Here is a 25,439-nt window from a genome sequence, read left to right on the forward strand (position 1 = left end):
CCACGGCAGCAGACTAACTTATTGACTCAATTCCTTGATTTGACGGGGTTTTTTGTTCGATGGTATCGGTAGTTTACAACTTTTTTACAACTTTTCAAAACATCAATCTTGAGAAGAGCTTCAGCAATGAGTAATAAACGTAAAGATACCGCCCGCTTTCAACGTATTTAGGGATTTACCCCAACGAAGAGAGCGAGCGGTTATATTTTAATGGATTGGGAATAAAACTTTATACTTAGACGTATTATGTCCATGCTAAGTTATATAATAATCATAAAGAAGGAATCAGCCAGCAGATCATATTATGTCTAAGTAAAACAACGAAAGTAAGCCTTTGATGGAGGAGTTGGCTGCAGAGATTGCGGAGTTTACTAAAGGCGAAGAGGAAGGAGGGTCATTTTGAGTATGGCAAAGCTATCTAAGGAGGAAAAGGACAGACTATCCGCAAAGCTATATACCACAACAGATCCGACGAAGATTCTTGAACAGCATGACTCAATGAATCCTCAAAGGATATTCGAGATAGGGAAGGGGCTTCAGTTAGATATAACGATGGAAGAAGCCGAGAAAATCGCCGAAGAGAACCGACTGTTTAATGGAACTATAGCCTTGCAATTAGCCATGACAGAAGAAGAGGTCCGCGCAGCGGTGGAAGTTATGCCGGTATTTTCGGGGGAAGAAAAGGAAGAGTTTATACAGAAGATCTTGGAAGGTGACAAGGAGAGATTTTCAAAATGACGAAAGAATCAAGAAGCGATATGATTTGTCGTTATTGATACAAGAAAAATGGTGGAGCTGTTCGATAAGGGACAAAGATTATAAAAGAAACCTAAGGTTATCCCCTTGGTCTTATGGCCAAGGGGATTTTTTTAGCTGTCCAGATTTATATCATTTTTGACTGAGATAAAATGTACTGCTTTAAACTTTCACGAGGGATTTTCCATACTCTGCCTATTTTAAACCCTTTTAGCTTTCCTGATGACAGTAAAGAATATATAGTATTACGTCCGGCCATCAGCTCTTCGCAGGCCTCCTCTACCGTTATTAGAGATGTGCTTAGATTTTCCATACTTTTTACTCCTTTCAAGGTACTTATATTACGGTAATGTTATTTAAATATAAAAAAACAATACAGTGCTTCAATGAGCATATTTCTTCAAGTTGGTGCGCATATAGTCTTCAATAGCAAAATCAGGTATTTTCCAAGCATTATGCCCTTCTTCTTTGTAGGCTTTTAGTTTTCCTGTACGGATGAGGCCATATATCATCTGTGAGCTGCAAGATAATAATGTGGCAGCTTCAGAAACATAGAACGTGCTTTTATTGATTAACATAGCTTTTCACTCCTTTCTTTTTCGTATTTATTATTATGTTAGCTATTTTGAGATTCCTTTTGATTTCGCTTGGTTGCGTGTGTAAGAGTCGAAAAAAATAAGCATATATCGTATATATGACATTAATTGCCCGGACGATACATCCGGGCATTTTTTATGCTACTTGTAAACAATTTGAGGGAGGAAAAAACATGAAACAGGGACGAACATTAGAGGAACTTGGGCAGGAATTAACAAGACAGAGAAAGGCAAGGAAAGATTATATTTCTGATACTCGATCATTGGAATTTGAGTCAGACAATGGAATTTCGAAGATGAGATTGTTCATGGACGATACGACGCATGAGTTTACTGTGGGAGAGATTGCACATCAGCAGATTGCTAATCGGCTGCAGATTCCTTATCGCTACTACCAGAAAATGCAGGCAGAGTATCCGCAGCTTTTGGACGAGAATGTGAACGGCTGGTTCAATCAGAACTTTGAACGAAGAATGGTAAGAGTGTTGGACGGTAATATCCGTGCATTCCTTTCTGACCGCTATCGCAGACTGGACAATTTGGAGCTTTGCTCTGCGGTACTTCCTGTCATACAGGAAATGAAGAATGCAGAGATAATGAGCTGTGATGTTACGGATCGTCACTTGTATCTGAAGGTGGTAAACAAGAAGCTTAAAGCGGAGGTGGCTTTGGGTGATGTTGTCCAAGCAGGGTTTGTCATTTCTAACAGCGAGGTTGGACTGGGCAGCCTCAAAGTCGAACCACTCATTTACAGGCTCGTCTGTAAGAATGGCTTGATTGTTAAGGATTACACGCAGAAGAGGTATCACGTTGGTAAGCAGGTCGCAAATGATGATGATTCGGCTTATGAGCTTTACTCTGACGCTACTCTTGAGCAGGATGATAAGGCTTTCTTCATGAAGGTACAGGACACGGTGAGATGTGCTATTGACGAGGCTAAGTTTCAGCTGACTGTAGACAAGTTGCGTCAGACAATGCATACGCCCATAGGAAACAATCCGGTACAGGCAGTTGAAGAATTGGCTGACCGTTTTCTCCTTAACCAAAACGAGCGCGGTGATGTACTCAGACAGCTCTTTATGGGTGGAGATAACAGCCGGTATGGCCTGATTAATGCTGTGACAGCTGCAAGCAAATTGGCAGATTCCTATGAAAGAGCTACAGAGCTTGAGCGCATAGGTGGCGAACTTTTAGCAGCACCGATTCCTATGGCGTTGAAATCCGCAAAAACAGAGGATTATGGAGAAAAGAATGTAACGCCGAGATATAAAATGCTGGCGTAAAGCCAGGAGAAAAGGAGTGTATAAGATGTCAACGTATAACTGTAATTGCCTGTCCTACGAAGAACTTCGCGGGCGAATATACGAGTCGGATGGAGCAATCTTAATGAGCCTTGAAACGGAAAAGTCGGCAGAGAGTGTTACTCTCATTTTGAATCCAATACAGACAAAGATTCTGGCAGAAGGGCTGAATAACGTAGCATTTCAGGCTGCTGTGAACATGAAGAATGAAAACCGATTGTACGGAGGTTTGGTTATTGATTTCCCCGTTGAAGTTGTAAATGCGAAACAAAAGTTGGAGAAGTATGAAGCTGCAGAACAGATTAAAGAGAAGCCTGTAGCATAAGGAGGAAGCATTATGCCCAATTTTGCATCAAACACGCTGCGGCTTATCGGGGAGCATGATTTGCTGCAGGCAGTAACCGAAAAAGTAAAAGGAAAACCACCGTATGCGTTTGATTTCAACAAGATTATTCCAATGCCCAAAGAACTTGAGGGGACTTTTTCTCCCATGGAAATAGAACATGCACTTGCGTTTTATTGCTTACGGGAAAAGATTCAGTTACCCGAGGTGAAGGGTTTGTTTCTGCTGAGAGATAAGAATATTCGTGAGCTTGCCAGGTTGTTCCCTGAAGAATCAGCAGAAGAGACTTATAAAGCGGGAAAACGCTGGTATGAGCTTTGGAAGCGTTTCGGATATGTCAGCTGGTATACATGGGCCTGTGATAACTGGGGCACAAAATGGAATGCCTTGGACTCAGACGGCCCTACATGGGAGAGTGATAATGCTGTCATGTACACATTTGACACAGCGTGGTCGGCACCGCTTCCTGTAATTACAAAGCTTTCTTACCAGAACCCTGATATTACATTTGAGCTTGAGGTCATATATGAAGGGGGTGAACCTGCAGACCGTTTCATTATTGAGCGTGGAAATATGACCGACAGGCAGGAAGGTAAACGCATTTTAACAGATGCGAAAAGCGGAAAGGTATACGAAGATTATTGTGATATCCCGGAGGATGCGGATATTGATGAGTCTTATGAGTGGGAAGACAGTTCAACCTTCGACTTAAGTAACTACTTACATGGTATGGCGGGTGAAACACATGGGGCCGCTTACTGAGCTTACCAATGAGGCTTTAAGAGGGATTATCAGTGATCCTTATGAGAAATTTTATGAGGAATATTTTCGGAGGAAAAAACGAGATTCAAGAAGGGGGAAAATATGGGTACGCTTTATGAAATCAATGACGGAATACTAGACTGTATCGATTTTGAGACAGGAGAAATTCTTGATGAGGAACGGCTTGAAAAGCTCAATATGGACCGAAAGATAAAAATTCGCAATATCGCCTGTCTTATTAAAAATTTGAGAGCAGAAGCAAAAGCCTGTGAGGAAGAGGAAAAGATTTTCTGTCAGAGGAAGGTTACTGCAAGGAATAAAGCAGAACGTCTTTCACAGTATCTTTCTGCGAATATTTCTGGCGAAAAATACAGCGAAAAGGAGTTTGTGATTGGCTGGCGAAAATCACAGCAGGTACATATTGCAGACGATGCAAATATTCCGGATGCTTTTATGATTCCTACTCCGTATAAGATTGATAAGATGGGCTTGAAGTATGCATTGCTTCACGGCGAAACATTTGATGGAATATCTTTGGTCGAAAAGAATAATATACAGATTAAGTAAACGGAGAGATGCAGCATGGGAACACTGAAGGATATAGCGATTATTCTCGGTACGATTATTGATGTTATGGATAAAAAGAGGAAATGACATGAGGTGAGCCTGCGGAATTATCCGCAGGCTTTTACTTTTTGGAGGGATTAAAATATGAAAAGTAAAAATAAATTCTACTTGACATAATTGGTATATTGTTACTAAAATGATGACAGAAAGTAATTTGGGAGGTGAACGGAGATGGAAAGTCAGGCACAAACTATAGCGCAATGGATAGAAAAGCAGCCGGAGGATAAAATTCTAACGGCAAATCAGATTTATGCGCAGATGCCAAAAGATATTTCTGAAGCAACATTTTATCAGGCATTAACACGTATGGTAAAGCGGAAGAAGCTTTGTCATTTGACAAAAGGTCTGTATTATCGTCCGCGCCGTTCACGCTTCGGATTGATACCTTTGGGCGAAACCACGATTGTCCAACACTATACGGATAATAAACAGGGAATGGTTATCGGATACCGACTGTATCAGCAGCTTGGTATCACCACACAGATATCCAAAAATGTGGAGATTCTTTCCAACGCCGTACAGGACAACAAAAAGACGATTCAAAATGTAAAGGTTAATCGGCTTGAACTGCGCTTTACAGAGCCGATTCGCTACGCTATTGCAACTCTGGAGCTTTTGCAGAATTACTCGAAGATAGAGGATATTAACCGCAGAAGCATGGCTAAATACATGAAGCGTTTTGCTGAGAATTATTCGGAGGAAGCGGTAAAGACGGTACTGAAAAAGAGAAGGTATAAGAAATCGACCATAGCCTTCTTAGCAATGTTCCTTACGTTTTGGAAGGTGAAACATACGTTGCATGAGTATCTTTCCGCACTCTCGGTTTATGCTATCCCACGTATGGAGGAATTTTATGAATCTGCATAAGCATGAAAGAGATTTTAAAGATTTAAAGGAATTGGCTGCAAGCTTTATTGGAATACCGTCAGTAGCAGTCGGACGGGACTATTATATCGTCATGCTGCTAAAGAAACTCTCTGACAGTGCCTTTGCAGAAGATTGTGTTTTTAAGGGTGGAACATCTCTTAGCAAATGTTATCCGGGCTCTATTGAGCGTTTTTCTGAGGATATTGATTTAACTTACATTCCACAGGAAGAACTTGGGAATAAGCAGTACGATCGCCGTTTGAAGCAGGTTGAAAAGGTAATGACAGAAGGCTTTCGTCTAGAAAAAATCGTTGAAGAGCGGAATGACAGAAATAAAAGTGCCTTTGTTTGGTTTGATGACAGCGATAGTGTTAATGGTCGAATAAAACTGGAAATCGGTTCTAAGGTTCGTCCAGAGCCATATCGCCCGATGAAGGTTAAGACATATATTCAGGAATACTTGGAATCACAACAGTTGGATGAGGAAGTTAAAAATTTTGGATTAACTGAAGTGACGGTTAATGCTCTTGCCATTGAGCGAACATTTTTGGATAAGGTTATGTCTGTTAAGCGACATGCATTTTGCGGAACTCTGTCTGAAAAAATACGTCATGTATATGATGTGACAAGACTTTTCAATTTAACTGAGATACAAGCGTTTCTTGCTAATACAGATGAATTAAAGCGTCTGTTCAAGCTCACTAAAGAGACGGATAGCTTCTATCTGCAGAAACGCAATCTGCCGGAGGATTATACTCCTCTGGGACCCTATGGATTCAGTACGTGGAGAGAGCGTTTTGATGAAAAGGCAAAGCAGAGTTACGAAGTATTGCATGAATCACTTCTTTACACCAATGAAAAACAAGATTTTAATAAGGCGATGGAAACGTTTACTGAATTGGATAGATTGTTTGATTCAATCGGTGAATAAACCTAGCTTGATGATTTGAGTTATTTAATAATAAGGCCTGCGGCGATGTTCCGCAGGCCTTTATTTTTGGAGGGATTGAAATGCAAAAACTGGCAAAGAAGTTCATTGAGGTAATGAAAGAATGCAGCCATATTGCGAAGGCTGGAACCAATAGCTTTCACGGGTATAAATATGCCACGAGTGCTGATGTAATGGATAGGGTAAACTCTTCGTTAGCTAAACATGGTATCGCCAGCGCTGCACGTCCTGAGCTTTTGAGCCTGCAGGACGTTACGACAGTAAAGGGTAATACGGAACATTTAGCCACAGTAAAAATGACGATAGAGCTTACAGATGTGGATTCTGGCGAAAGCTGCTCTATCACGGGGCTTGGTTCTGGGCAGGACGCAGGGGATAAAGCAGTGATGAAAGCACAAACAGCAGCTATAAAATATGCGTATATGCTGAGTCTTGCGGTGTCTACGGGTGATGACCCGGAAGCAGATATTCATACTGATCAGGCTGGTGAGGAGCTGTCTGTGGTACCTTTGAAGCCAAAGCCTATAAGAAAGCGAGTGTCTCAGAATAATGCAACAGTTTGTGTGGACTGCGGGACGCCAATCTCTGACAAGGTATTTGATTTCTCAGTAAAACGGTTTGGTGCTGCTCTCTGCATGGACTGTCAGAAAAATCATCAGGCAGTGTGAAGAAAATAACGCCGGGGATATTCCCCGGCGTTTAATTTTTAATAACACACAACTCATATTTTGTAAAAAGATTTGTATATAGACATATCGTGTCCATGATGAGTGATATGGAGAATTTTGGTATCTTATATAGTCCTATATCCTGCTTAACAGGACAGCCCCACTCTGAAACGAGTAGGGCTGTTTGTTGTGCTTATTTGTCTTTGTTGTCTGGATTGTCAGGGACATCATTATCCTCGCTATTAATCTCTGTTTCGTGCTCGTGCTCGTTCTCACTCTTTTTTGCTGGGGTTTTAAATAAAAGATATAAGCAGCCAAAGAAACACAATGTCTCACTTATGATACCAGAAGGTGTTGGGGGAAAGAGAAGCGTGAATATAGCACCAATAAAGTCTAAGATGCCTGGATTAGCCGGTTTTCCGCCGAATAAATCCATAATGTCTCCTAAAAGAAATAATCCCCATAAACAAGTATATATCAACGCTCTAATACGCCTTGAGAGAACGGATTTGTCTTCCAGTTCATTATTTGTCGCACCAATTATTATCGAAGAATTTATAATCGCAATTATAAATGGGGATTTTGCAGGTGTTGTACTAAAAATCCACCAAGCAATTTTTTCTACTATGAATTCCGCAAGCCAGCACACAATAAGGTATCCGACTATCACCAGTAATACGTTTTTTATAGATGTTTTGTTCACGATAATAACCCCCCTCAAAACTAAAAAACAAAACATGGATCTAGGCGACAGAAAAATTTTATTAGGCTTTTTCCCAGCGAGGTTTATGATGTCCATCTGGACTTGAAGGACACTTGCCAGACCCTGCGGATGGGGTTGCTGTTGGAGCTCCAGCACTTTCAGATCTACTCATACCGCCACCACATTTCTTGCCACAAAAAATACATATCGGTTCCCATTTGACCATACTCATAACAACATCTCCCGTTACATGTTTTTTATGAAACTTTTAAGGCTTGCCCAGACCCATGCTTGTTATTGGTAAATTTATAATTTGAACGATTGCCAAAAAACTTTGAAATCTTAACATTTACAAAGGATTTATTCTACAAAAATTAAAAAATTCCTGCATGCAAAAAAGAATTCTTTAATAAAGTCTTAAATACAAAGACAATTGATTTAAAAAAGTCTGTGAACTTTTTCATTTCGGGAAAAATCAAAAAGCTATAAAAAGGACAACTTAATGTTGTCCTTTTTTTTATATTGGCATTATAATTTACTAAAGAAATAAATTGAATAATTGAAAAATAAGGGGTAATGGAATGATGGAATCCAGCAATGAGAAAATTCAAGAGGTAGGCAAAAATATACAGGAAAAGGCTGCTCTCGTTTGGTCTGTTGCGGATGACCTTGTAGGTGCTTTCAAGCCGCATGAATACGGCCTTGTGGTGCTTCCTATGGCGGTTATCAAGCGTTTTCATGACTGTCTGCTTCCTACCCATGACAAGGTGCTGAAGACTTACGAAGATGTAAAGAATTTAGCTGTAAAAGACGGATTTCTTAAGAAAGCAGCAGGCTATCAGTTTTACAATACAAGCAAGTTTACCTTTGATTTGCTGACGGCAGACCCGGAGAACATAGAAGCAAATTTTGAGGATTTTCTCAATGGATTCTCTGAGAACGTTCAGGACATACTGGCCCGCATGGACTTCTCTTCGCAGGTAAAGCGAATGATTGAAGGCGGGCTTCTTTATCGTGTCGTTTCGGATTTCAACTCGGAAAAGGGAGATTTCTCGCCAGAAAAGATTGCAGCAGTGGATATGGGCTACATCTTTGAAAACCTGGTTCAGAGATTCTCTGAGTCATACAACGAAGAAGCAGGAGCACACTTCACCAGCCGTGATGTCATATACCTCATGTGTGATTTGCTGGTGGCAGGGGATAATAATGCCTTTGAGGATGAAGGCATATCCAAGACTGTATATGATATGACAATGGGCACAAGTCAGATGCTCACCTGTATGGAGGAACGGCTTAAAGCCCTTGATGCCGATGCGGATATTGATGTATTCGGACAGGAGTTCAATCCATTTACATTTGGTATCGCAAAGGCTGACATGCTTATCCGTGGCGGTGATCCGAACAACATGCAGTTCGGAGACACGCTCTCCGACGATAAATTTACCGACTATCACTTTGACTACGTTATTTCAAATCCGCCCTTTGGTATTCCTTGGAAAAGAGAAGAAAAAGAAGTTGAAGCCGAGCACAAGAAAGGTGCTGCAGGACGGTTCGCACCGGGGCTTCCTTCCAAATCTGACGGACAGATGCTTTTCATGCTGAACGGTGTAGCAAAGCTCAAAGAAACAGGCAGAATGGCAATAATACAGAACGGTTCATCACTTTTCACAGGAGACGCAGGAAGCGGACAGTCTGAAATACGCCGTTACCTCATCGAAAATGACTGGCTGGATGCTATCGTGCAGCTCCCGAATGATACCTTCTACAACACGGGTATCGCCACCTATGTATGGGTTATTACGAGAGATAAAGAAGAAAAACGCATAGGAAAAGTGCAGCTTATTGATGCAAGCAACTGCTATACCAGCCGCAGGAAAAATATCGGTAATAAACGTGTAGACATCACCACTGCCTGCCGTGATTTGATTGTGAAAATCTATGGTGACTACGTGGATGGCACATTCAGGGATGTGGACGAAAACGGCAATGAAATCATCGTAAAGAGTAAGGTATTGGACGCTGTAACACTGGGCTATAACAAGATAACTGTTGAGTCCCCTGAGCTGGACGAGGAAGGCAATAAAGTCCTCAAGAGTAAAAAGCCTGTGGCAGATACCAAGAAACGTGATACGGAGAACGTGCCTCTTGATGAGGATATTGATGCCTATTTCAAGCGAGAGGTATTGCCTTATAATCCTGATGCGTGGATTGACAAGAAAAAGACCAAGGTGGGCTATGAGATTCCGTTTACCCGCACCTTCTATGAATATAAGCAGATAGAGCCGGCTGATGTAATTGCCAAACGTATCGAGGAACACGAAAAGAGCTTGATGGCTAAACTCCATGAACTGTTCGGGGAGGAAGCATAATGAAGGCTATAATGCGCGATGAACAGGAAATGAAGGATAGCGGGATTGAGTGGATAGGGAAAATCCCAGCTTCATGGAATATAGAACGCATGAAAAATCAATTTGTTTATAATAAAGGATTAAACATTACTAAGGCAGATTTAGTAGATGAAGGGGTTGCTGTCATTAGTTATGGACAGATTCATGCAAAAAATAACACTGGTACTACGCTAAACCCTGAGTTTTTAAGATACATATCTCCAGACAATATAGCAATTAATGATAAATCGTTGCTTAATATGGGTGATATTGTTTTTGCCGATACATCTGAGGATTATGATGGGTTAGGAAATGCAGTATATATGGACAGTGATACGGAAACCTATGCTGGATATCACACCATTATAGCAAGGCTGAAAAATATTGATTATTCCAAGTATTTTGCTTATCTATTTAAAAGTGATGCATGGAGAGAGCAACTTCGGGTTCGTGCGAGTGGAATAAAGGTATTTAGTGTGACTCAGAGAATGTTAAATGATGTTACATTGATTATGCCGGAAAAAAATGCTATTAGACCTATTATTTCTTATCTTGATGACCGTTGTGGGAAGATAGATGCTCTCATTGCTGAAGCTAAAGCCAGTATTGAGGAATACAAGGAACTGAAACAGGCTGTTATCTATGAGGCTGTTACTAAGGGATTAGATAAGAATGTTGAGATGAAGGATAGCGGTGTTGAATGGATTGATAATATTCCTGCTAACTGGAATTTGGTAAAAATAACGCGTATCCTTGATAAAAATCATCCGTATGCAATTGGCGATGGTGATCATGGTTCTATAAAGACAGATCAATATCTTGATAGTGGAATACCGTTTATTCGAGTACAAAATTTAGGTTGGGGAACTGCTCTGAATTTGGAAAATGTTGTATATATCTCTGAGGAAGATAATAAACAAATTCAAAACAGTACGTTAAGACCTAATGATATTTTGTTTGCAAAGACTGGTGCCACTATAGGTAAGACTGCAATTATGCCAGATAATATTCCAGTTGCTAATACAACTTCTCATGTAGGGAAAATAACGCTTTCTAAAGAACATAATCCTAAATATGTATTTTATGTACTCAGCTCTCAAGTTGGCTACAGACAATTTTGGGATATTGCACTGCAAAAGACTACACGACCAGAGTTGTCTATCGAAGAAACAAAATCAATAAAAATATTACTGCCTCATGATAGAAGTATTGAAGATGATATTGTTAGCTACTTAGATGATAAATTACCTGTTTTTGATCAACTGATTGAGACGAAAATGGCTTTAATCGAAGACCTAGAAGCCTACAAAAAATCCCTGATTTACGAGGTAGTTACCGGCAAGCGGAAGGTGGTGGAGTAAGTGGCAGAGGATGAAAAGCAGTTTGAATCAAAAATAGAGGAATACCTTATTTCTCCTTTTGGCGGATATACGAAGGCGGATGATTCGGGGTATCGTGCGTCTATAGATATGGCGCTGGATATTGAGACTTTGGTTAAGTTCGTAAAAAGCACTCAGCCTCTTGTATGGCAGCGGTTTGAGAAGCAGTGCAATTCGGATGTTAATCGGAAATTCTACAAGTGCTTTGAGGACGCAGTTCTGGCTGACGGACTGCTTTCTGTGTTGAGGCATGGTTTCAGGCATCGCGGTATGGATTTTAAGGTCTGCTATTTTAAGCCGGAGTCTACACTGAATGAGTCTGCTGTAAAGAAGTACAACAAGAATATCTGCCAGTGCATACGCCAGTGGCATTATTCGGCAGATAATAATAACAGTGTGGATATGATGCTGGCTGTTAATGGTATTCCTGTCGTGGCCATTGAACTGAAAAATCAGCTTACGGGGCAGAGCGTAGACAACGCCAAGACACAGTGGATGTATGACCGTGACCCGCGTGAGCCTGCTTTTCGTCTGAATCATCGTGTTCTTGCCTTTTTTGCTGTTGATCTTTACGAGGCAGCAATGACTACAAAGCTGGAATGGGATAATACGTTCTTCCTGCCATTTAATCAGGGCAGCAATGGTGCAGGAAAAGACGGCGGTGCAGGAAATCCGCAGACTGCTGATAATGATTATGTTACAGCCTATGTATGGAAAAAGGTTCTGCAGAAGGACAGTATGCTGGACATAATTCAGAAGTTCATAAATTATGAAGTCACCACGGAAAAGGTCAAGAAGAACGGAAAGACATCTACTGTTACGAAGAAAAAGATGATTTTCCCAAGATTTCATCAGCTTGATGTGGTTCGCAGACTGGTTGCTGATGCCCGTGAGTATGGCCCGGGACGCAATTATCTTATTCAGCATTCCGCAGGTTCGGGAAAGTCTAACTCTATAGCGTGGACAGCATATCGGCTGGCTTCTCTGCACAACGCAAAGAATGAGCCTGTGTTTACTTCTGTTATTATCGTTACTGACAGACGCAATCTGGACGCACAGCTGCAGGAAACAATCACAGGGTTTGACCATACCTTTGGAAGTGTTGAGACAATCGGGGAGAAGAAGACTTCCAAAGATTTGAAGAATGCCATAAACGAGGGTAAGCGTATTGTTGTTACGACTCTGCAGAAATTCCCTGTAATCTATGAAGAGGTCAAGGACTCATCAGGCAAGTGTTTCGCTGTTATTGTGGATGAGGCTCATTCTTCGCAGACAGGTACTTCGGCTATGAAGATGAAGGTGGCTCTTGCCGATACTTCGGATGCGCTGAAGGAGTATGCGGAGCTTGAGGGGAAAGCAGAGGAAGAACTGCTGGATGAGCAGGACAGAATCGTTAAGGAAATGATTTCTCACGGAAAGCATAAGAATCTGTCCTTCTTTGCTTTTACGGCTACGCCGAAGGAGAAAACCCTGGAGCAGTTCGGTACGGAGTATGAGGACGGTTCTTTCCATCCTTTCCATGTCTACTCTATGAGACAGGCGATAGAGGAAGGATTTATTCTCGATGTTCTGCAGAATTATACTACCTACAGAACGTGCTATCAGATTGCAAGGAATGTGGAGGATAATCCTGATGTTCCGCAGTCCAAGGCACTTAAAATGATTCGGAAGTTCAGTGAGCTTCATCCGTATAATATTCAGCAGAAGACGGCACTTATAGTAGAGACGTTCCGTGATGTGACTAAGCAGAAGATAAACGGCAAGGGAAAGATGATGATGGTTACGTCTTCACGCCTTGCTGCTGTCCGTTATTTCCATGAAATCAAGCGGTATCTCAGGACAAGGCATTATGATGATATAGAGATATTGGCAGCATTTTCGGGTAGTATAAAAGATCCTGAAGACCCGTCGGGTATGGAATATACAGAAAGCAGCCTGAATGTGGATTCTGATGGAGCACATGTTTCGGAAGCACAGACTAAGCAGGTATTCCATGATGAGGGCAATATTCTCATAGTTGCTGAGAAGTATCAGACGGGGTTTGATGAGCCACTGCTTCATACAATGATTGTTGATAAGAAGCTGCGTGGAGTTAAGGCAGTACAGACTCTCTCAAGGCTTAACCGTATTCACCCCGACAAGGAAGATACATATATTCTTGATTTCGTTAATACGGAAGAGGATATTTTGAAGGCGTTCCAGCCGTATTATCAGGAGACTTCTCTTGCGCAGGAAATAAATGTCGATACGATTTACAAGGTGCAGAAACAGCTTCGTGAGTTTAAGATTTATGATGATACGGATATTGAGAATGTCTGCAAGATTTATTTTGATGAAAATGCCCGGAAGAATAATAAGACGCAGGCAGCCATTACAAATACGCTTTTGCCTATTCAGCGTAAGTATAACGAGCTTAATCAGGAACAGCGATATCAGGTACGCAAGATGTGCCGTACCTTTGTGAAGTGGTATTCATACATAACGCAGATTGTCCGTATGTTTGATAAGGAGCTTCACAAGGAGTATGTTTTCTGTTCGTATCTCGCAAAGGTTTTGCCTGCTGATCCTGAAGTGCCGTTTGATTTGGGCAACAGGGTAAGGCTTGAGTATTACAGTTTGAAGAAGACTTTTGAAGGTGCTATTGAGCTTGTGAAGGAACAAAAGGGTGAGTTTGACCCGCCTAAACCGAAAAAACCTGTGAAGCAGGAGGAAACGTTAAGTCCTCTTGAGGAGGTTATCGCAAGGATTAATGAGCAGTACGTCGGTGAGTTCACCGAAGGTGACAGGGTGGTTATTACAGCTCTACATGAGAAGCTCAAGAACAATAAGAAACTGCAGAAGGCTGCGAAAAATGATGGCAGGCAGATGTTTACCAACAATGTTTTCCCGAATATCTTCAACGATACGGCACAGCAGGCGTATGCTGAGAGTCAGGAGACATACACTCAGCTTTTCAGGGATTCGGAGAAGTATCATGTGATAATGAATGCACTGGCTTCGGCCCTGTTCAGCGAGTTGAGCCAGCCGCAGTTGTGAGCTGAAATTTGTTCGTTGCGTCCAAAGGAAATATGCCTGTAATACTTATTTGGTAATACAAATCGGTATCCTGGTCTATACTTTTCCTTTCCTTTTGTTTTATATTCATGGTTATGAAGTGTGTATTGCGACATAGGAGGATATTAAATGGGAGAACAATATCGTCTGCATTGTCCGAATTGTGGCTATGAGGTTTGTGTAAATTTAGGCATTGGGTATTTCTATCCTCAGTATTATCTAGAAACAATGGAAGCAGCAAAAGAAGGAAAATTAGGAGCTACATTGAAAAAGTTTCTGGCTGAACATCCGGAAGGGGTTATTAATCCTGCGCTTACACTTGCTCAGTGTGAAAAATGCGGTAACTATAGTTCGGTTCATGACTATACAATGTATCTTCCCAAAAAGAACAAGAAGAAAGAGTGTACTGAAGGTAAATGGTCTGTTGGAGTACCGGGAGAAGATGTAAGCTATATTAGTTCCTTCGAGGATTATGATGTTTACAAGCTGTTTCCTCATCGATGTGGAAGAAGTTTAGAGGAACTCCATATGGTAAAGGAGGACGGAACACCAATAATTATATCTCTGCCGCAGTGTAAAAGGTGCCGAGGTAAAGTTAAGCTCCTCGACAATAGGGATATTGAAAAGCTGAGATGCCCCAACTGTAAAAATCGGCTTTTGAATGCAGAGTTGATTGCGAGGTGGGATTGACGCGGACTCTATAGGTTTAGATTGTGAAAAATACGCAAATCTTCCAGTAGTTGAGGTGTTGAATGTATAATTACAGAATTGGAAATATAACTGATTATGACATATTGGAACAGGTTTATGACTTTTGTAGTGATACTCATAATGAAGATGAACTGTTAAATCATGTGAGAAAAACCTTAAATGCTTTGTTTGCGCTGCATGAATGTTCGTTGTTTCACGCACCGGAGAACTTGGACGACTTTTTTTGGATGCAAATACTGGGTGCATACAAAAATTGCATGGAAAAGAGTAATATACTTTTCCCTGTACGACCAGTAGTTGGGCCTCAATATAATCACTATACCAGTTCAGATGCTGTGGTGAATATTGATAAACGATTAACTAAATTGTTACCGTATTTTTTTGGTATTAGTTATACCACTGCAGAAGAACGCCATAATAATTGGAAGCTGGCTCGTAATCCGAGCAATATTCTGATAGAACATCGTAAGCTATATGATATTCTCTTTTCGTACTGTTATCCGAACGGTAATTTAAGGTACGATGAAAAAGAGGAAAATAACATATTGGGTAATTTTGCAAAACCGTCGATTTTTAGATTTGATAGCATAGCTGCGGGGAGCTATCGTAAAATCATTGAACACATTCACAGTGAACTTATTTACAGAATATCCGGTTCTAATTCGTGGGGAAGGCTTTTTGCTGCGATGGAGGTTGAACAATTTGCATCGCAGATGCGCAGTCTTGCTTTTTCTTTGATAGAGCAGTTGATGAAGCTTGATTCTGATATGAATTATCCGGTTGAAGGGCGTACCACCGTAAAAACGCTTGATAAAAAACGGTGTGGTGACTTATACGATAAAATAATTAAACGGTGTAAAGATATTGACGTCATATCTATTAAAGAAACAGGGAAAAAGGATAAGTACGTCATTCCTATTAACATGGATATCAACGATGATTCCGATGCGGTGATGTATTATGCCTATGCCTTCTTCCGAAATCTTCAAACTTCTGACTATATACAAGAAATGCAGAAGCATCTGGAAAAAAATTGTGATGTTCTTGATAAAATCCTTGATTTATCCTCACATTATAAGGCGAATCGTATGGATCGTTCTTATTGGGAAAGTGTGGATATGGAAGAGTATCCTTATATTCCGTATAAATGTGTAGAGCAATTTGTTGAGAAAGCATGGAATGGTATCATACCGATTGTTTGTATAGATGATTTTGAAAGTGGTAAAGGAGCAGCTTTCTGTAAGAGACATAGAGAGCATATGATAGGTTTTTTACACTTATTCCAATTAATCAATCATAAAATGGATGAAGAATATATATCTGTTATTGATTTGATAGATTTGTTACACCTGTATGTTCGATTGAAGGTTTGCCGTGTTTCTATTCCGACCTCCTCTAACGGTTATATAAAGACAAATCCCACAAAGCCGGTTAAGGTTGATAGTGCCATGAAGTTGCTGCAGGAGGAGTGGGATCTTAGAGCTGAGAACAAACCCGTGCCGGATGAATTGTATATGAAGAATGTTATCATTGAAACGTGGCTTTCTGCGGTCATGTACATGACGATTAAGGGGCTGGACTGTTCTCTTTTTTTAAAACGAATGGATGCTACGCAAAGTCTATTTCATGCGCTGCTTCAACTCGTTCCCTCTATCACAAAGAAAGACGACAAAGATGTTGATTATGAGACAATAATACATGATTTACTAGATTTCAGTAAGAATACAGATGAGCACATCCGATAATCGGATGTGCTTTTTATTTTGGGGTGAAAAAGTGGCTTAGGGCAATTAAAATCGTTTTATCTTAGAATTGTCTTCAGGAGGTGAATGCGATGAAAACAGAAATAGCGCCGGAAGCCAAATACTGTATGACAGTTGAGGAAGCAGCAGCTTACTTCAATGTGGGGATAAAGCGTCTTATTTGCTTGCTTGAATCACCGGAAGGTGCTGATTTGATGCTGATGGTCGGAGTGAAAAGACTGGTTAAGAGAAAGAAAATGGAACAATATCTTGATCGGTTATATTCACTTTAAAAAAACAGAGCTTCAGCGTGGTATAATAACGGTGCTGAAGCTCTTTCTTATACATGAGGAGCAGATGATAATGGCAAAGAGAAAAGATGACAGGAACCGAGTACTGAAAAGGGGGGAAGGGCAAAGACGTGACGGCAGGTACTACTTCAAGTATCAGGATGCAAAAGGCGAGACTCATTTTATTTACAGTTGGAAGCTTGAACCCTATGATGTACCGCCTGCGGGCAAGAAAAATGAATTGTCTCTGAGGGAAATGGAAAGAACAATAGTTCGTAACGTTGAAGATGGGATTCTTGGCTACGACAGCAAGCTTACTGTACTACAGCTGGTTCAGTTGTATCTTCAGCAAAAAACGGGTGTGAGACACAGCACGCAAGCAAACTACACGTTCGTTGTCAACATCCTCAAGAAGGAGCCCTTTGGAAACATGCCGATTGGCCGCGTAAAAATGTCCGATGCGAGGCGCTGGCTTATAAAGCTGCAGAAAAAGGATGGAAGGGGTTATAGTTCGATTCATGCAATCCGCGGTGTCATTAGACCTGCCTTCCAGATGGCGGTAGAAGATGATATGCTGAATAAGAACCCATTCCAATTCGAGCTTGCCACTGTAGTTATGAATGATAGTATAATCCGTCAGGCTATAACTCGGGAACAGGAACGTAGATTTCTTGAGTTTGTGGCGAATGATAAGCATTTCTCACGGTACTATGATGGGATATACATCTTGTTGAATACTGGGCTCAGAATTTCGGAGTTTGTAGGGCTTACAATCAATGATATTGATTTGAAGGCCAAACGTTTGACTGTAGACCATCAGCTACAAAGAACCGGGAAAATGGAGTATATTATTGAAAAGCCTAAAACAGAGGCGGGGAACAGAATTATTCCAATTAATGACAGTGTATGCGAGGCGTTTAAGCGGATAATTGCGAATCGGAAGAAGCCAAAAGTGGAACCGATGATTGAAGGTAAGATCGGGTTTCTGTTTTTGGATAAAAATGACATGCCTATGGTGGCCTTGCATTGGGAGAAGTATTTTCAGCACATTTGTTCAAAGTACAATTCCATATATAAGGTCCAGCTTCCTAAAATAACGCCGCATGTATGTCGTCACACCTACTGCAGCAAAATGGTACACTCGGGAATAAGCCCCAAAACGGTCCAATTTTTGATGGGACATTCTGATATCGGCGTCACGTTAAATACGTATACCCACACCAGCGTTGATTTGGCGGAACAAGAGCTTAAAAAGATGGAATTATAAAAAGTTGTAAACCGAACAATTTTAGAACACTTTTACAACTTTTTTACAACTTTTTACAACTTATTTATGCGGGTTTTTGCAGATTTGTGCCAAATTCCCAAAAAATAAAAATGGCTAGAACCATTGATATATCAAGGTTTTTGAGGAGATACGACTGATGGTGAAAATCATATTTATTTGCCACGGCAATATTTGCCGTTCGCCTATGTGCGAGTCCGTTATGAAGGAGCTCGTGCGTCGTGAAGGGCTGGAGAATGAGTTTGTTATCGCTTCGGCTGCGACTACTACTGAGGAAATCGGGCATGATGTTCACCGGGGGACAAAGGAAGAACTGAGGAAGCACGATATACCCTTCGAACCCCGCAGAGCGCGGCAGCTTACCCGTGACGAGTATGAGGATTGGGATTATATTGTTGCCATGGATACGGAGAATATGGAGGATATTCCATATATTATTGGCGCTGATAAAGAACATAAGGTGCACCGCCTGATGGAATACTGCGGAGAAAACCGTGATGTTGCCGACCCGTGGTATACAGGTAATTTTGCAAAAACATATGATGATGTTCTGCGGGGGTGCAGGGCACTGCTTGAAAAAATTAAAAACGAAAAGTAAATCAGAAAACCCGTTGGTATGATCCGGAAAGAAATTTCGCTGCTCACACTGACGGGTATTTTTATGTAATTTTTATGCTAATAAGTGGTGTTTATGTGGCGCTTTGGAAGGATTTTTAGTGATGGCTGTAGAACTGTGAATAAAATAATGCTGTGGGGCGTAAAAAGTCATACTGAAGTCACATAATGGCAGCAGAATTGAATCAAATATATGATTTTATATTAGGGGGCGGCGTATGTTTGATATATTGGTTGTCGAGGACGACAAAAATCTTAACCGTATGATTTGCACTAAGCTGCAGCAGGCGCAGTATCATGTTTTTCCTGCCTTTGACGGGCTGGAAGCGTTGGATATTATGGACCGTGAGCACATTGATTTGGTAATCAGTGATGTAATGATGCCAAAGATGGACGGTCTTGAACTGGCATCTGCATTAAGAGGCGCAAAGATGACCTTGCCGATTTTAATGATTACGGCAAAGGGACAGATGGAGGATATGGAGAAGGGCTTCCGTGCAGGAACGGATGATTACATGGTAAAGCCTATCCAGCTTCGGGAGCTTCTGCTGCGTGTTGAGGCACTCCTGAGACGGGCGAAGCTGATGAGTGAGAAGCAGCTTCAGATTAAGGGTACTGTTCTGGATTATGCTTCGCTTACCGTGAGTACCGGAGGTCATTCGGAGAGTCTGCCTCCAAAAGAGTTTTATCTTCTGTTCAAGCTGCTTAACAGACCGGGAATTATTTTTACACGGCAGGAGCTTTTGGATGAAATCTGGGGGATGGATAAGGATACGGACAGCAGAAATGTGGATGCGCATATAAAGAAGCTTCGGCACCGCTTCGCAGACAATCCGGATTTTTCAATTGAGACGGTGCGGGGATTGGGGTACAAGGCGGTATTTAAGGAGATTGATTCATGAAGCTCTGGAGAGTAAAAGACGGGAAAAGGCAGCTTGTTATTCCTTTGCGGCTTTATCACAGTCTGTCAACGCTGGCAACATTGGGAATTTGCTGTTTTGTATCAAGCCTTTTGGTGTTTTGTATCAACCATTTTTTTCAGGCGGAGCTTGAACTTCTGCCGGCGCTTGCGGTTTGCAGTGTTATGACGCTGGTTTTTGCTGCTGCGCTTTTGGCGTGGGAGGCAGGCGTTTATATCCGTCCGGCAAGGGCTCTTATGGAAGCAGCAGGGCATGTCGCAGAGGGGGATTTCAGTGTACGTATTCCAAAGTCTGAAGGATTAATCAGTCTTGAGGAGAGCCGTATACTTATTGACCATTTTAATCAGATGGCGAAGGAGCTTCAAAGCATTGACCATATGCAAAAGGGCTTTACCGGGAGTGTTTCTCACGAGTTCAGGACGCCTTTGTCGTCAATAGTAGGTTTTTCGGAGATTTTGCTGGAGGATGGGCTGTCTGACTCTGAGCGCAGGGAATATACGGTTCTTGTGCATGATGAGGCACTCCGCCTGTCGCGCTTGGCGGATAATCTGCTGCGGCTGTCAAAGCTGGATGCACAGGCGATAGTTATGAGGCATGAGCCTATTGATGTTGATGAGCAGATACGGCAGTGTGTCATTCTTCTGGCAGACAGATGGGAACCCAAAAATATTTCATTTGACATTGATTTGCCGCATATGCAGATTGAAGGCGACCCTGATATGACAAAACAGGTTTGGCTGAATCTGATAGATAATGCAGTGAAGTATTCCGATGATGGGAAAGCAATCCACATTTCAGGGCAGATATTTCCTGATTCGGTGTGTGTCAGAATACACGACGAAGGAATTGGAATCCCGAAGGATAAACAGGAGCGTATATTTGAGCGGTTTTATCAGTGTGATGAATCCCATAAGGAAAAGGGACATGGACTTGGCCTGTCCATTGTCAAACGAATTTTAGAGCTTTTGGGAGGACAGATTGGCTGCAGCAGTGAACCGGGCAAAGGGACGGAAATGGCGGTGGCTCTTCCACTGAACCGTCATACGACATGCTGTTTGCGTATTCAGTAAAAATTATGTTTATTTGGTCACATAAAGGTCATAAAAGACTTTTATAATGCCTTCAATCAAAGTTTGCCAAAGGCAAACTTTCCTCTGTGGCATTTTGCCAATGGCACTAGCTGCGCGTCGCGCGAGGCGGGAGATATGCTCACCGCCTGTTATTTGTCCCAGCCCCCACTTACAGAAGTGTGGGACATCTTTTGCCGAGTTATATTATGTTCTGTGAAAATATGTTGTGGAAAAGGAGCGATTTACATGAGTTTACACGGTATTACAAAAGGAACACCATTAGAAAAGATGGCAGAAATGATGGCCCTTGGTGAAGCAAAGGGTACGATGATGTACTACACGCTGGCCCGTCTTGCAAAGGAGCAGGGGCTGGATGATGTTGCGGCACAGTTCGTACAGGCAGCTAATCAGGAAGCAGTACACGCAGGCTTTTACGCTACAGTCAACGGCATGCTGCCGAAGGATTTCTGGCAGCTGGTGCGTGGAGTTATGAGTGCTGAAACCAGCGGTGAAAAGAAGGTCAAGGCCATGGCTGATAAGTTCAGGGAAGCCGGATTTGGTGAAGCTGCCGATGAAATGGAGATTTTTGCAAGGCAGGAAGGCCATCATGGCGTGATGCTGGCTAAAATTTTGGAAAAGCACTGCCCGGGACTGTTTGAAGCAGCGGGTAAAAAGATTTATGTATGCGCGGTCTGCGGATATGAATACGTCGGAGATCTCGACGCCGAGCCTGAGGACTTCGTTTGCCCGCTCTGCGGACAGCCGAAAAAGGTGTTTAGTCTGAAGGACTGAGGTGATTTCGAAAATGACTGATCAGGAAGTAATAAATGCATTTCATATAATGTGGGATAATTTTCCGGAGCCTGTGACTATTACACAGCGAAGCAGAGAGATTATTGCCGTGAACAAAAAAGCGACAGAGATGGGCCTGACCGCAGGGATTAAGTGTTCATCTATCGGAAAACCCGAAGACCATAAGGGCTGCCTGTGCAACAAGGCAATTGATGAAAACAAGTCCGTGCATGTGGCCTATGAAGGCCCGCAGGGCAAGGCATACGGCTTTTGGACTCCGATTACGGAACGTCCTGAATGGATTCTCCACTTCAGTGTTGGTTTGGCCGCAGAATATCTGGAAATAAAGCGCTGAATAAAGTGGAGATTCCACCGGTGTGAGGCTCTTTATCCGATGCTTTGAATGCTTGGAGAGTATAGGAGAAAGTTATGTCTACAAAAATTTATTTAAGCGAAGTTATGATGCCGAGTCAAACGAATCCCAGTGGAAACGTTCATGGCGGCGAATTAATGAAAATGATGGACTCCACCGCTTATGCCGCAGCACGTAAATTCTGTCGTTCAAATGTGGTTACTGCCAGAGTTGATGAATTGGAATTTCACACGCCCATATTGATAGGTGATTTGGTTACGTGCACGGCAGAGGTCATATATGTGGGACGTACTTCGATGGAAGTGGCTGTCAATGTGGAGGTTGAGGTTTTGGAAGCAGAGCAGGGGCCTCAGCATGCTCTGTCTGCTTATTTCACTATGGTAGCTTTGGACCGCAATGGACGTCCGATGGCAGTACCTCCGCTGAAGCTGGAAACAGAGGAAGAAAAAGCAGCTTTCGAGGAGGCTAAAAAGCGTCATGAGCTTTATCATGACCGCAAGAAAAAACGTGAGCAGACGAAGCAAAAACAAGATGACTGCATTTAATTTGTATTGAACGGCCGATGCTTCAGGCCGCAAAAAAAGGTCGACCGGATTTCCGGCCGACCTTTTTTGTGTAAGCTAGTGATTTGTCAGAAGCTCATAGAGTAACTGTTTATTACAGAGCAGACTCAATGAATGCCTTAAGCTCGCCCGTTGTCATGCCACCGACATGATGAGCTACAATCTGTCCGCCTGAGATTATGTAGGACTGCGGGATTGCATCAAGCTTATAAGCTGAGGAAATGGCATTCACATCACCCGTATAGAACGGAATCGAGAAGGATGCGCCCTGACCGCGGAGATAAGCATAAGCGTCATCTGTAGGGTAGTCTACGGAAACTGCAGCGAAGTTTACTCTGTCGCCATAAATCTGATAAACCTCGTTGATGGACGGCATTTCACCTACGCATGGAGGGCACCATGAAGCCCAGAAATTCAAAAACAGCGGTTTGCTCTGAGAAAGCTCTGCGATAGAAGTACTGCTGCCATCGCGAAGATTTATGAGCGCCTGATCGGGTGCAGCTGCAGCCTCGGCTGTGCAGGAAATCTGCGGAGCCAGATCTGTCGGAGCAAAAGCAGGGGCAAATGCGAGAAGTCCCGTTGCAGCGAGAGCCATAAGTGTTTTTTTCATAATGAATTCCTCCTTAGGTTTTTGAACTTTCATTGTTTTTATTCGACAGGCGGTGAAACTGAATCGCCTGAGTCGGACAGGATGAAATGCAGCTGCCGCAGGAAATACATTCGTGATCTCCGGCAATCTTTGTATCCATTTTGCATACGGCTGCGCATTTGCCGCAGTGAATGCAGGATGAAGCGTTGACAGTTATACCAAGCAGAGCATATTTGTTCAGCAGACCGTAAAAAGCTCCGAGAGGGCAGAACCATCGGCAGAATGGGCGGTATATGAATATCATAAGAATGAGGAAAACCGCCAGCAAAGAGAATTTCCATACCGTCAGCCAGCCTGCAGCAGAACGAAGCATCGGGTTGAATGAGAGAAGAGGTACAGCGCCTTCCAAAGTTCCTGCAGGGCAGATAAACTTACAGAAGGCCGGGACGCCGATGCCGGTCATGAAAAAGAAGGCAAACGGCAGTATCAGTACAAAGACAACTGCCCAAAGATATTTCAGGCGGCTGAGTTTTTGTGTCAGCTTTGATTTTTTCAGCTTCGGGCCGGGAAGCTTGTGGAGAAGCTCCTGCAGAAATCCGAAGGGACATGCCCAGCCGCAAATAACGCGTCCAAGCAGGAGTCCGAACAGCAGCATTGTCCCCAGCACATACGCAGGGAATTTCGGTACCGCGCCTGAAAAAAAGCTCTGAAGCGAACCGAGGGGACACGCAGCTGCTGCCGCAGGGCATGAATAGCAGTTGAGCCCCGGAACACATATATTTTTAGTCCATTCTCTTGATATACGTCCGCCGGTAAGATTTGAAAGATACGGATTATACAGCAGAGTAGAAAAAAACTGTGCTATGGTTCTTTTAGCCAATTCCGATACACTCCAAACATATTCGTGCCGCTTTGCCGAATACCAGACGCGGTTCGTTGAAATAAATGCCTGCGGAAAGCAGTGCAGCAGCCGCAAGCCAGAGATACTTTTTCATATCAATCACCTGATTAGCATATTTACTGCCGGCGCGTACTTCACTGAATTCGAAATCTTCGCCTTTTTTGAAAAATTCTTTTCTACATAATAGCATAATGTCTTTTACAGAGCAATTGTTTAACGGTTGTGTATTTTGAAGAATAGGAGCGGTAAGGTATGACTGAATGGTAGTTATTGACTCTCTTGAGAAGCGTGTGATGCCTTATACATAGTGGGGTATAGACTGTTTACGATATGATTTAATTCTTGACGTTGTGACTAGGATAAGCTATGATAATGATAGTATTTTGCATCACGCAGGGTATTAAAAGAAATTTAACAGGAGGAGTTAAAATGTTTTCTAAGAGCGATTTTTGGATTGGTTTGGCAGTAGGCGCAGTTGTCGGAGTTTTCGGTTATCGTTTCATGCAGGAGCGTGAGCAGCAGATGATGGCTCTTTCGGAGGGTGCATCTGCAGGACAGATTCCTTTGGCAGAGCTCGAGCGTCAGAAGGAAGAGCTTGAGGACCTGATTGCAGCACAGAAAGCTCAGGAGAAATAATAGTCAGCAGAAAGGAGACTGCCTTTGTAGAAAAGACAGTTTCCTTTATTTGTTTTTGGAGAGATTTTTATGAAACAGATTTCGCTGGGAATCCCCATGCTTGGTGCTGTTGCGGGAACGCTTCTGTCACTTGCGCTTCCTTCAAAGCGTGGGCATATTATCTGCGGAGCAGTTTGGACAGGGCTTTCTGTGCTTCATGCATGGCAGTACCGTAAAAAACTGGAGCAGGATATTAAGAGAAACGGTGGTTTTTTTGACATGACGCTTTTTCCGCAATCAAAATTGGATTTTTTTGTCCGTGCGGTAGATGTTGCTTCGTATATTCCGGGCCGTACACGTCTTTATACACGTGCGCTCGTCGGGAATGAAGCACTTGCAAAGCAGGTGAAGGATGAGCTTTCAGGTGCTGCGGGTATGAAGAGTGTTTTGGTTAATACGACTACGGGCTCTATTCTTCTGGAATATGATCCTGAGGTTTTGAGGACGAACCCGGATTTGGCACGAATGGAAAATTATATCAAGACACATGTAAAGAAAAGATAGTTTAAAAGGATTTTACG

General features: G+C 42.3%; 29 protein-coding genes. 23 read left to right on the forward strand and 6 right to left on the reverse strand.

All coding sequences use genetic code 11. The features are described 5' to 3' along the window. The first annotated feature begins 405 nt into the window (after nucleotides 1-405). A complete protein-coding gene (locus tag BUA83_RS03285) occupies nucleotides 406-738 on the forward strand; it encodes a hypothetical protein (protein WP_072934778.1) in 333 nt (110 codons plus the stop codon). Nucleotides 739-883: 145 nt separating this feature from the next. Here the strand turns inward: BUA83_RS03285 and BUA83_RS03290 are convergent, their stop codons facing one another. Both BUA83_RS03290 and BUA83_RS03295 read right to left on the reverse strand, forming a co-directional pair. Then, on the reverse strand, nucleotides 884-1,069 hold the full coding sequence (locus BUA83_RS03290; protein WP_072934779.1) for a helix-turn-helix domain-containing protein: 186 nt from the start codon (nucleotides 1,067-1,069) through the stop codon (nucleotides 884-886). Between the two features lie 70 nt (nucleotides 1,070-1,139). After that, nucleotides 1,140-1,334, reverse strand: coding sequence for a helix-turn-helix domain-containing protein (locus BUA83_RS03295; RefSeq protein ID WP_072934780.1), 195 nt, complete (start codon nucleotides 1,332-1,334; stop codon nucleotides 1,140-1,142). 191 nt (nucleotides 1,335-1,525) lie between these two features. Here BUA83_RS03295 and BUA83_RS03300 point away from each other — a divergent pair, with 191 nt between their 5' ends. The 7 genes from BUA83_RS03300 (at nucleotide 1,526) to BUA83_RS03330 (ending at nucleotide 6,869) form a co-directional block, all read left to right on the forward strand. Next, the gene (locus tag BUA83_RS03300; protein WP_072934781.1) at nucleotides 1,526-2,635 is read left to right on the forward strand and encodes a DUF932 domain-containing protein; all 1,110 of its coding nucleotides are present in this window, start codon (nucleotides 1,526-1,528) and stop codon (nucleotides 2,633-2,635) included. A 25-nt stretch (nucleotides 2,636-2,660) separates the two neighbouring features. Further along, entirely contained in the window at nucleotides 2,661-2,978 is a 318-nt protein-coding gene (locus BUA83_RS03305; RefSeq protein WP_144340493.1) for a hypothetical protein, read from the forward strand. A gap of 12 nt (nucleotides 2,979-2,990) precedes the next feature. After that, nucleotides 2,991-3,758 (forward strand): DUF1281 family ferredoxin-like fold protein, encoded by a 768-nt coding sequence (locus tag BUA83_RS03310; protein ID WP_072934783.1) that lies wholly within the window; start codon nucleotides 2,991-2,993, stop codon nucleotides 3,756-3,758. Between the two features lie 102 nt (nucleotides 3,759-3,860). Continuing rightward, a complete protein-coding gene (locus BUA83_RS03315) occupies nucleotides 3,861-4,325 on the forward strand; it encodes a siphovirus Gp157 family protein (RefSeq protein ID WP_072934784.1) in 465 nt (154 codons plus the stop codon). 231 nt (nucleotides 4,326-4,556) lie between these two features. Next, nucleotides 4,557-5,252: a DUF6088 family protein gene (locus BUA83_RS03320; RefSeq protein ID WP_072934785.1), complete on the forward strand. Its 696-nt coding sequence runs from the start codon at nucleotides 4,557-4,559 to the stop codon at nucleotides 5,250-5,252. Further along, the gene (locus tag BUA83_RS03325; protein WP_072934786.1) at nucleotides 5,239-6,183 is read left to right on the forward strand and encodes a nucleotidyl transferase AbiEii/AbiGii toxin family protein; all 945 of its coding nucleotides are present in this window, start codon (nucleotides 5,239-5,241) and stop codon (nucleotides 6,181-6,183) included. Before BUA83_RS03320 ends, BUA83_RS03325 begins: the two co-directional genes overlap by 14 nt. 80 nt (nucleotides 6,184-6,263) lie before the next feature. Continuing rightward, a complete protein-coding gene (locus BUA83_RS03330) occupies nucleotides 6,264-6,869 on the forward strand; it encodes an ERF family protein (protein WP_072934787.1) in 606 nt (201 codons plus the stop codon). 193 nt (nucleotides 6,870-7,062) lie between these two features. Here BUA83_RS03330 and BUA83_RS03335 read toward each other — a convergent pair whose 3' ends face one another. Then, nucleotides 7,063-7,572, reverse strand: a complete 510-nt coding sequence (locus BUA83_RS03335) for a hypothetical protein (RefSeq protein WP_144340494.1) — start codon at nucleotides 7,570-7,572, stop codon at nucleotides 7,063-7,065. Nucleotides 7,573-8,153: 581 nt separating this feature from the next. Between BUA83_RS03335 and BUA83_RS03340 the strand changes: the two genes are divergently transcribed. From BUA83_RS03340 to BUA83_RS03400, 13 genes are all read left to right on the forward strand, one after another. Then, on the forward strand, nucleotides 8,154-9,941 hold the full coding sequence (locus tag BUA83_RS03340; RefSeq protein ID WP_072934789.1) for a type I restriction-modification system subunit M: 1,788 nt from the start codon (nucleotides 8,154-8,156) through the stop codon (nucleotides 9,939-9,941). After that, a complete protein-coding gene (locus tag BUA83_RS03345) occupies nucleotides 9,941-11,320 on the forward strand; it encodes a restriction endonuclease subunit S domain-containing protein (protein WP_072934790.1) in 1,380 nt (459 codons plus the stop codon). Before BUA83_RS03340 ends, BUA83_RS03345 begins: the two co-directional genes overlap by 1 nt. Then, nucleotides 11,321-14,374 (forward strand): type I restriction endonuclease subunit R, encoded by a 3,054-nt coding sequence (locus tag BUA83_RS03350; RefSeq protein WP_072934791.1) that lies wholly within the window; start codon nucleotides 11,321-11,323, stop codon nucleotides 14,372-14,374. A 147-nt stretch (nucleotides 14,375-14,521) separates the two neighbouring features. Then, a complete protein-coding gene (locus BUA83_RS03355; RefSeq protein WP_072934792.1) occupies nucleotides 14,522-15,082 on the forward strand; it encodes a hypothetical protein in 561 nt (186 codons plus the stop codon). A gap of 62 nt (nucleotides 15,083-15,144) precedes the next feature. Next, nucleotides 15,145-16,848, forward strand: a complete 1,704-nt coding sequence (locus BUA83_RS03360; RefSeq protein WP_072934793.1) for a hypothetical protein — start codon at nucleotides 15,145-15,147, stop codon at nucleotides 16,846-16,848. A gap of 89 nt (nucleotides 16,849-16,937) precedes the next feature. Continuing rightward, entirely contained in the window at nucleotides 16,938-17,138 is a 201-nt protein-coding gene (locus BUA83_RS03365) for an excisionase (protein ID WP_072934794.1), read from the forward strand. A gap of 70 nt (nucleotides 17,139-17,208) precedes the next feature. Beyond that, the gene (locus tag BUA83_RS03370) at nucleotides 17,209-18,402 is read left to right on the forward strand and encodes a site-specific integrase (protein ID WP_072935062.1); all 1,194 of its coding nucleotides are present in this window, start codon (nucleotides 17,209-17,211) and stop codon (nucleotides 18,400-18,402) included. A 157-nt stretch (nucleotides 18,403-18,559) separates the two neighbouring features. After that, complete coding sequence (locus tag BUA83_RS03375; RefSeq protein WP_072934795.1) at nucleotides 18,560-19,018, forward strand: low molecular weight protein-tyrosine-phosphatase; 459 nt, start codon at nucleotides 18,560-18,562, stop codon at nucleotides 19,016-19,018. Nucleotides 19,019-19,253: 235 nt separating this feature from the next. Beyond that, nucleotides 19,254-19,937 carry a response regulator transcription factor gene (locus tag BUA83_RS03380; RefSeq protein ID WP_072934796.1) on the forward strand — a complete coding sequence of 228 codons (684 nt, stop codon included), beginning with the start codon at nucleotides 19,254-19,256 and terminating at the stop codon, nucleotides 19,935-19,937. Next, nucleotides 19,934-21,025, forward strand: a complete 1,092-nt coding sequence (locus tag BUA83_RS03385) for a HAMP domain-containing sensor histidine kinase (protein WP_072934797.1) — start codon at nucleotides 19,934-19,936, stop codon at nucleotides 21,023-21,025. The genes BUA83_RS03380 and BUA83_RS03385 overlap by 4 nt, the downstream gene beginning before the upstream one ends. A 246-nt stretch (nucleotides 21,026-21,271) precedes the next feature. Beyond that, nucleotides 21,272-21,817 carry a ferritin family protein gene (locus tag BUA83_RS03390; protein ID WP_072934798.1) on the forward strand — a complete coding sequence of 182 codons (546 nt, stop codon included), beginning with the start codon at nucleotides 21,272-21,274 and terminating at the stop codon, nucleotides 21,815-21,817. A gap of 13 nt (nucleotides 21,818-21,830) precedes the next feature. After that, entirely contained in the window at nucleotides 21,831-22,172 is a 342-nt protein-coding gene (locus BUA83_RS03395; protein ID WP_072935063.1) for a hypothetical protein, read from the forward strand. Nucleotides 22,173-22,246: 74 nt separating this feature from the next. Beyond that, nucleotides 22,247-22,735 (forward strand): acyl-CoA thioesterase, encoded by a 489-nt coding sequence (locus BUA83_RS03400; protein WP_072934799.1) that lies wholly within the window; start codon nucleotides 22,247-22,249, stop codon nucleotides 22,733-22,735. Between the two features lie 112 nt (nucleotides 22,736-22,847). On the opposite strand, the gene BUA83_RS03405 is transcribed toward BUA83_RS03400, so the two are convergent. The 3 genes from BUA83_RS03405 to BUA83_RS12725 are packed head-to-tail and all read right to left on the reverse strand — an operon-like array spanning nucleotide 22,848 to nucleotide 24,337. After that, nucleotides 22,848-23,363, reverse strand: a complete 516-nt coding sequence (locus BUA83_RS03405; RefSeq protein WP_072934800.1) for a TlpA family protein disulfide reductase — start codon at nucleotides 23,361-23,363, stop codon at nucleotides 22,848-22,850. 13 nt (nucleotides 23,364-23,376) lie between these two features. Further along, entirely contained in the window at nucleotides 23,377-24,222 is an 846-nt protein-coding gene (locus BUA83_RS03410) for a 4Fe-4S binding protein (RefSeq protein WP_072934801.1), read from the reverse strand. Then, nucleotides 24,215-24,337 carry a CD1871A family CXXC motif-containing protein gene (locus BUA83_RS12725; protein ID WP_200795968.1) on the reverse strand — a complete coding sequence of 41 codons (123 nt, stop codon included), beginning with the start codon at nucleotides 24,335-24,337 and terminating at the stop codon, nucleotides 24,215-24,217. The genes BUA83_RS03410 and BUA83_RS12725 overlap by 8 nt, the downstream gene beginning before the upstream one ends. Nucleotides 24,338-24,672: 335 nt before the next feature. On the opposite strand from BUA83_RS12725, the gene BUA83_RS03420 reads away from it, so the two are divergent. Further along, a complete protein-coding gene (locus BUA83_RS03420) occupies nucleotides 24,673-24,879 on the forward strand; it encodes a Z-ring associated ZapG family protein (protein WP_072934803.1) in 207 nt (68 codons plus the stop codon). 69 nt (nucleotides 24,880-24,948) lie between these two features. Then, the gene (locus BUA83_RS12805) at nucleotides 24,949-25,422 is read left to right on the forward strand and encodes an HMA2 domain-containing protein (RefSeq protein ID WP_234988231.1); all 474 of its coding nucleotides are present in this window, start codon (nucleotides 24,949-24,951) and stop codon (nucleotides 25,420-25,422) included. Nucleotides 25,423-25,439 lie beyond the last annotated feature (17 nt).

Source organism: Schwartzia succinivorans DSM 10502, assembly GCF_900129225.1.
In the GTDB taxonomy this organism is placed as follows: domain Bacteria; phylum Bacillota; class Negativicutes; order Selenomonadales; family Selenomonadaceae; genus Schwartzia; species Schwartzia succinivorans.

Bases quoted from the DNA above. Each gene is read 5' to 3' on its own strand.
- BUA83_RS03320 (WP_072934785.1), top strand. From the start codon at position 4,557: ATGGAAAGTCAGGCACAAACTATAGCGCAATGGATAGAAAAGCAGCCG.
- BUA83_RS03370 (WP_072935062.1), top strand. From the start codon at position 17,209: ATGGCAAAGAGAAAAGATGACAGGAACCGAGTACTGAAAAGGGGGGAA.
- BUA83_RS03285 (WP_072934778.1), top strand. From the start codon at position 406: ATGGCAAAGCTATCTAAGGAGGAAAAGGACAGACTATCCGCAAAGCTA.
- BUA83_RS03400 (WP_072934799.1), top strand. From the start codon at position 22,247: ATGTCTACAAAAATTTATTTAAGCGAAGTTATGATGCCGAGTCAAACG.
- BUA83_RS12725 (WP_200795968.1), bottom strand. From the start codon at position 24,337: ATGAAAAAGTATCTCTGGCTTGCGGCTGCTGCACTGCTTTCCGCAGGC.
- BUA83_RS03395 (WP_072935063.1), top strand. From the start codon at position 21,831: ATGACTGATCAGGAAGTAATAAATGCATTTCATATAATGTGGGATAAT.
- BUA83_RS03345 (WP_072934790.1), top strand. From the start codon at position 9,941: ATGAAGGCTATAATGCGCGATGAACAGGAAATGAAGGATAGCGGGATT.
- BUA83_RS03325 (WP_072934786.1), top strand. From the start codon at position 5,239: ATGAATCTGCATAAGCATGAAAGAGATTTTAAAGATTTAAAGGAATTG.
- BUA83_RS03390 (WP_072934798.1), top strand. From the start codon at position 21,272: ATGAGTTTACACGGTATTACAAAAGGAACACCATTAGAAAAGATGGCA.
- BUA83_RS03375 (WP_072934795.1), top strand. From the start codon at position 18,560: ATGGTGAAAATCATATTTATTTGCCACGGCAATATTTGCCGTTCGCCT.
- BUA83_RS03330 (WP_072934787.1), top strand. From the start codon at position 6,264: ATGCAAAAACTGGCAAAGAAGTTCATTGAGGTAATGAAAGAATGCAGC.
- BUA83_RS03340 (WP_072934789.1), top strand. From the start codon at position 8,154: ATGATGGAATCCAGCAATGAGAAAATTCAAGAGGTAGGCAAAAATATA.
- BUA83_RS03385 (WP_072934797.1), top strand. From the start codon at position 19,934: ATGAAGCTCTGGAGAGTAAAAGACGGGAAAAGGCAGCTTGTTATTCCT.
- BUA83_RS03305 (WP_144340493.1), top strand. From the start codon at position 2,661: ATGTCAACGTATAACTGTAATTGCCTGTCCTACGAAGAACTTCGCGGG.
- BUA83_RS03405 (WP_072934800.1), bottom strand. From the start codon at position 23,363: ATGAAAAAAACACTTATGGCTCTCGCTGCAACGGGACTTCTCGCATTT.
- BUA83_RS03295 (WP_072934780.1), bottom strand. From the start codon at position 1,334: ATGTTAATCAATAAAAGCACGTTCTATGTTTCTGAAGCTGCCACATTA.
- BUA83_RS03355 (WP_072934792.1), top strand. From the start codon at position 14,522: ATGGGAGAACAATATCGTCTGCATTGTCCGAATTGTGGCTATGAGGTT.
- BUA83_RS03290 (WP_072934779.1), bottom strand. From the start codon at position 1,069: ATGGAAAATCTAAGCACATCTCTAATAACGGTAGAGGAGGCCTGCGAA.
- BUA83_RS03360 (WP_072934793.1), top strand. From the start codon at position 15,145: ATGTATAATTACAGAATTGGAAATATAACTGATTATGACATATTGGAA.
- BUA83_RS12805 (WP_234988231.1), top strand. From the start codon at position 24,949: ATGAAACAGATTTCGCTGGGAATCCCCATGCTTGGTGCTGTTGCGGGA.
- BUA83_RS03380 (WP_072934796.1), top strand. From the start codon at position 19,254: ATGTTTGATATATTGGTTGTCGAGGACGACAAAAATCTTAACCGTATG.
- BUA83_RS03300 (WP_072934781.1), top strand. From the start codon at position 1,526: ATGAAACAGGGACGAACATTAGAGGAACTTGGGCAGGAATTAACAAGA.
- BUA83_RS03310 (WP_072934783.1), top strand. From the start codon at position 2,991: ATGCCCAATTTTGCATCAAACACGCTGCGGCTTATCGGGGAGCATGAT.
- BUA83_RS03365 (WP_072934794.1), top strand. From the start codon at position 16,938: ATGAAAACAGAAATAGCGCCGGAAGCCAAATACTGTATGACAGTTGAG.
- BUA83_RS03315 (WP_072934784.1), top strand. From the start codon at position 3,861: ATGGGTACGCTTTATGAAATCAATGACGGAATACTAGACTGTATCGAT.
- BUA83_RS03420 (WP_072934803.1), top strand. From the start codon at position 24,673: ATGTTTTCTAAGAGCGATTTTTGGATTGGTTTGGCAGTAGGCGCAGTT.